7 protein-coding genes are annotated in these 5,301 nt (G+C 39.3%); 1 reads left to right on the top strand and 6 read right to left on the bottom strand.

The features are described 5' to 3' along the window. The 6 genes from H5975_RS07175 to H5975_RS07200 all read right to left on the bottom strand — a co-directional run. On the bottom strand, positions 1-118 hold a 118-nt coding region (locus tag H5975_RS07175), incomplete at its 3' end, for a D-aminoacyl-tRNA deacylase (protein ID WP_204785478.1). Positions 119-128: 10 nt separating this feature from the next. Next, positions 129-2,360, bottom strand: a complete 2,232-nt coding sequence (locus H5975_RS07180; protein ID WP_204785473.1) for a RelA/SpoT family protein — start codon at positions 2,358-2,360, stop codon at positions 129-131. 16 nt (positions 2,361-2,376) lie between these two features. Further along, entirely contained in the window at positions 2,377-2,700 is a 324-nt protein-coding gene (locus H5975_RS07185) for a hypothetical protein (protein WP_178659542.1), read from the bottom strand. Positions 2,701-2,781: 81 nt separating this feature from the next. Next, entirely contained in the window at positions 2,782-3,528 is a 747-nt protein-coding gene (locus H5975_RS07190) for a 16S rRNA (uracil(1498)-N(3))-methyltransferase (protein ID WP_204785474.1), read from the bottom strand. Position 3,529: 1 nt separating this feature from the next. Then, on the bottom strand, positions 3,530-4,489 hold the full coding sequence (gene prmA / locus H5975_RS07195; protein WP_204785475.1) for a 50S ribosomal protein L11 methyltransferase: 960 nt from the start codon (positions 4,487-4,489) through the stop codon (positions 3,530-3,532). Positions 4,490-4,552: 63 nt separating this feature from the next. Then, positions 4,553-4,864 (bottom strand): hypothetical protein, encoded by a 312-nt coding sequence (locus H5975_RS07200; RefSeq protein WP_204785476.1) that lies wholly within the window; start codon positions 4,862-4,864, stop codon positions 4,553-4,555. A gap of 188 nt (positions 4,865-5,052) precedes the next feature. Between H5975_RS07200 and H5975_RS07205 the strand changes: the two genes are divergently transcribed. Next, the gene (locus H5975_RS07205; RefSeq protein ID WP_204785477.1) at positions 5,053-5,238 is read left to right on the top strand and encodes a hypothetical protein; all 186 of its coding nucleotides are present in this window, start codon (positions 5,053-5,055) and stop codon (positions 5,236-5,238) included. Positions 5,239-5,301 lie beyond the last annotated feature (63 nt).

Raw genomic sequence — 5,301 nt, forward strand, 5'->3', positions numbered from 1 at the left:
CTTCTGTATCATCAGGGCCAAATCCTACTAATAACATATACCCCTTACCAATTTTGCCAATCACTTTTTCGTCAACACTTACTTGTGCTTGATTAACCCGTTGTAAAACTATTCGCATATTTTTTCTCCTAATGAATAACTCGTTTTACTACATAAACATCTGGAACATTTTTAAGAGCATCCATAATAAGTTCCAATTGTGCCCGATTACGGACCCCAACTGAAGCAGAAATGGTAGCAAGGCGATTGTTATCAACTTTCCCATTCACAGAAGTCAAAAAGCGCGTGTTGTTATTAATGGTATGGAGGACATCATTCAACATTCCATTGCGATTATATCCTTGAATTTCAATATCAGCATTGTAGTTAGTTTTATCACCATCTGGATTACTCCAGTAAACCTGGACAAGTCGTTGGCCGCTTTGTTCAGCACTCTTAATGTTTGGGCAATCAGTTCGGTGAACTGAAACACCCCGACCTTTTGTAATATAGCCAACAATTGGATCTCCTGGAACAGGACTGCAGCAGTGACTTAAACGAGTTAATAGATTATCAACTCCTTCAACCACAACTCCCCCATTACCTTTAGCGATTTTCTTTTTATCACTTGCAGAGCTTTCCAACGTTTTATGATCTTCAAGCAATGCTTTTTCTTCTTCGCGTTGCTTATCATCACGGGCTTTTTGACGTAAATCTGCTGTAAACCGATTTTTAACACCTACTGGAGGAACATCACCAAAACCGACAGCTGCAAATAAGTCATCACCATCTTTAAAGTGCATTTCATCAGCGACTTTATTGGTGCGCTCTGTTGTGATGAACTCAGAGGGTTCTAAGCCATCCTCACGAAGTTGCTCTTCAATGATTCGCTGACCTTCTACAATGTTCTTCTCGCGATCATGGGCACGGAAAAATTGCCGAATTTTATTTCGTGCTCGACGGGTGGACACCAAATCCATCCAATCCCGACTCGGGCCTGTCGATGACGTTGAAGTCAAGATGTCAACGATATCACCATTCTTGATTTCGTAGTTAAGGGGAACGATCCGACCGTTAACCTTTGCACCCGTAGTATGATTCCCAACTTCAGTATGAATTTGATAGGCCATATCTAGTGGGCCGGCACCCTTAGGCATTTCAATCACATCACCCTTAGGGGTAAACGCATAAACTTTATCAGTGAAAACGTCACTTTGTACGCCCTGCATAAATTCATCAGTGCCATGACTTTCACTTCGCATTTCAAGAATTTCTTTTACGACGTTTAGCTTTTGACTGTCGAGATTTGCTTGAACCCCGTCAGTTTTGCCTTCCTTATATGCCCAGTGAGCGGCAACCCCATATTCGGCAACCTCATGCATATGATGGGTACGAATTTGAATTTCCAAAGGTCGTCCTTCAGGTCCAATCACCGTAGTATGTAAGGATTGATAGCCATTAGCCTTCGGCATCGCAATATAGTCTTTAAAACGTCCTGGCATTGGCGTCCATGTTGTGTGAATGGCACCAAGAACTGCATAACAATCACGAATTGAGTCAACTACTACCCGCACTGCAAGCAAGTCATATATTTCACTAAATTGCTTGTGTTGAGTAACCATTTTGCGGTAAATGGAGTAAATATGTTTAGGACGTCCATATATTTCAACATTGGGGCCAAGATTTAAATCGGCAGTTGCCTTCTTAACTTCCTTAATCGCCTCGTCGATGTATGCAACCCGTTGATCACGACGTGAATGCATTAAATGAACGATCCGGTAGTATTGTTGAGGATTCAAGTAACGAAGTGAAAGGTCTTCTAATTCCCACTTCATAGTACTAATCCCCAAGCGATCTGCAATTGGCGCATAGATTTCCAGTGTTTCGTTAGAGATCCGCCGTTGCTTGTCTGGTCGTAAATGGTTTAAGGTCCGCATATTGTGCAGACGATCAGCCAATTTTACAATCATCACCCGAATATCTTTACTCATTGCCAGTAATAATTTCCGGTGCGTCTCAGCCATTTGTTCTTTGTTCGACTTATAGTGAATTTTACCGATCTTTGTATCGCCGTCCACAATCATTGCAATTGTTGGGCCAAAAATCTCTTTAATATCATCCAATGTTGCTCCGGTATCTTCAACAATATCATGCATGTAACCGGCACAAACGGTTTCTGGATCCATCCGTAACTCTGCAAGAATCCCCGCCACCTGGATTGGATGAATAATGTATGGCTCTCCTGATTTGCGTACTTGACCGCTGTGGGCGACCTCTGCAAAATGATAGGCGCGTTCACATAGGTCAACATGTTCTTCGTTCATATAAGAAGAAATCATTTTCTTGACGTCCGCATGTGTTAATTCCCTTGTTTTTGACATTGCCACCCCTCCTTAATTATTCATGACGACTCATGGACCAAGTTAAATAACTAATTCCTAAATAAATTAATGCAAAATACCACATGTATCGAGGAGTAAATAAATAACCGCCAATTAGATATATTACCGGAAAAATAAATAATTCCCATGGCTTCGATTTGCTATTAATGTGTTTACCAAGCCATAAACAAAAAACACCATTAATAACTATTAAATCGAGCCACATCATTGTTACTCTTGAAACAAAAGGAAGTTTCGCACATAGTGCTGTTAATACAATTCCTAAAACGATACTTCCGGCCCAAATCTGCCAATTTTCTCTTATTCTGAATGCCTTCATCACATTTTCCTTCAATCTTCATAATTATTGGTTAATTCTAGCACAACTTAATTCAATATCTCCATCTGACATCAAGAGATTTTAATGATTTAATTCGGTTGCAAAAGATACCGCACTCATAAAATATAATGGTGCAGTTTCAGTACGTAAAATTCGTGGGCCGAGGCCAACCGGTTGCACTTGGTAAGTTTTCATTTGTGAAATCTCTTGCTCGCTCAGGCCACCTTCAGGGCCAAAAATCGCTAACCATTTTTCATTTGGATGACTATCATTGAGCATCTGTGCTAGGCGGCTAGTTTCACCTTGCTTAGCTGATTCTTCCCATGCAACCACTTTTTTATCTGCCTGTACTTCTTCTAATAAAGTTGCTAAATTCGGTAAATATTTAATTTGTGGAATCAGGTTGCGGTGGGACTGCTCTGCTGCTCCATCCGCTATCTTTTGTAAGCGAGCAATTTTTTTATTTTGTTTTCCATTGTTCCAGTGACTTACTGACCGGTCAGATTCAAAAAAGATTACTTCGGTAACACCCAGTTCTGTTCCTTTTTGAACAATTAGCTCTGGTTTATCCTTAGTTTTGGGCAATCCACACGCCAAAGTGACTTGAAGCGGCAACTCTGCATTTTGCTTTAACTGTTTTTGAACCTGAACAATGGCATGTTCAACATCGATCAATGTACATTGATAGGCCTGGTGGTCATTAAGCACTAACTCGCACTGATCACCTTCATTAGCTCGTAATACAGTAACGAAATGATGAGCCACATCTTTTGGAAGTGTGATTTGATGGTCGTCACTTAGTGATTCATTAATAAAGTAACGTTGCATCTTATTCATCCTCCGTTGGCTTATGCGCGATAATCCCATACCAATCTTTGATTCTTAAGGTTTCATCAATTCGGAAACCTTGTTTAATTTGGGCTTTGCGAACTTCATCAAACTTATCATTAATAATTCCTGAAGTTAAAAAATAGCCGCCCGGTTTTAAGTTTTCATAGGCTTGTGGAATTAAAGGCAGGATAATTTCGGCTAAAATATTAGCAACAATAATATCTTTTTGAGTATGAATACCGTCAAGTAACGAATTAACCCCTAAATGAATATCATGAACTTTTGGATTTAAAGCTACATTTTTCTTAGCTGATTCAACGGCCACATTATCGACATCATACGCTTCAACATTGCCAGCTCCTAATAATTTCGCAGCAATTGCCAATACTCCGGAACCAGTTCCAACATCAATTACAGATTCGCCACCCATTACAACAATTTCTAAAGCCTGCATCATTAATTTCGTTGTTGGGTGTGTCCCAGTCCCAAATGCCATTCCAGGATCCAAAATGATCTTCTCTTCATGTGGACTTTCAGCATTATATTCTTCCCATTCCGGAACCACTGTTAAGTGACTAGTTACCCGCACTGGATGATAATATTTTTGCCAGGCTGTTGCCCAATCCTGATTATCAATTGCTGAACTCGTTACTTTCGCTGGTGCTGGATCTAGCCCATAGTCAGTTAACTTTTGTACCCGCTGCTTAATTTCACTTACCAACTCTGGAACAAATAGTTTTGGTGGGAAGTAGCCAGTTACAGCAGCTCCGTGTTCACGGTGAGGAAGCTCGTCAGGGTCAACTATTTCTCCATATGGACCATAGTTACCTGGCTTCATCTTTGCAAAATCGGCTGCGTCATCAATTTTATTCCCGGTTGATCCAACATCCGTCAAGATATAACTAACCGCTTCAACAGCCTCGTTAGTGGTTTCGACAGTAATAGCAGTCCAATCCATTTTATTAACACTCCTTTATTATAAAAAAAGCGACTTGACTGTCGCTTTCTCGATAAAGAATTTTTATTCTTTTGCATTCATTTTCTCTTCAGGTACGTCCGATTGCTCTTCCCTTTTCCGAGCTTTCTTCTTTTCTAAATGCTCTGTGAGATAGAGAATCAAGTCTTTTTCTGTTTTAAAAATTCTTGGATGATGTTGATGATGCAAGCGAACATCGATTTCGTTGATTTTTAACCGTCCAGTCCATGTATGAGAGTATCGAATGATTACCCGATTATTGAGTTTGTGCTTACCAAAACGAAAAACGTAAACATGTTCGGGGGTCATCATTGGCCGAATATATTCTTTCTTATAGGTTAAGTCATTATTACGCATAAACTGCTTCGTCCGATTTAAAATGGTAATCACCTCCCGTATGTATTTTTTGTTAATCTATATTGTACCACAGGGTTTTCATCGACAAAAGGCGAGAAACTAAAGTATTATTAAATCTTGCTTAAGGGTGTTAACACGTGAAAAAACATTGCTATAATAACTACCAACTATCGAAAGGAAGTTAATAAATGAGCTTATTAATCACAATTTTAATCATTTGGCTTTTATGGAAACTATTAAAATTTTCCTTCTGGCTACTTGGTTTACTACTCATTGTGGCTTTAGTTGGTTTCTTTGTAAAAGCCCTCTTAATTCCAGCAGTAATTATTCTTGGTGGTGGATTATTGTATGGCTTAGGATCATTTTTAAGGTAAATCATAAAACAGTGATGACGTTAATAGATATTTAATGTTATAATTCATTGTTGTACATAGAAG

The sequence above is a fragment of the Limosilactobacillus coleohominis genome, assembly GCF_016901675.1.
Classification (GTDB): domain Bacteria; phylum Bacillota; class Bacilli; order Lactobacillales; family Lactobacillaceae; genus Limosilactobacillus; species Limosilactobacillus intestinavium.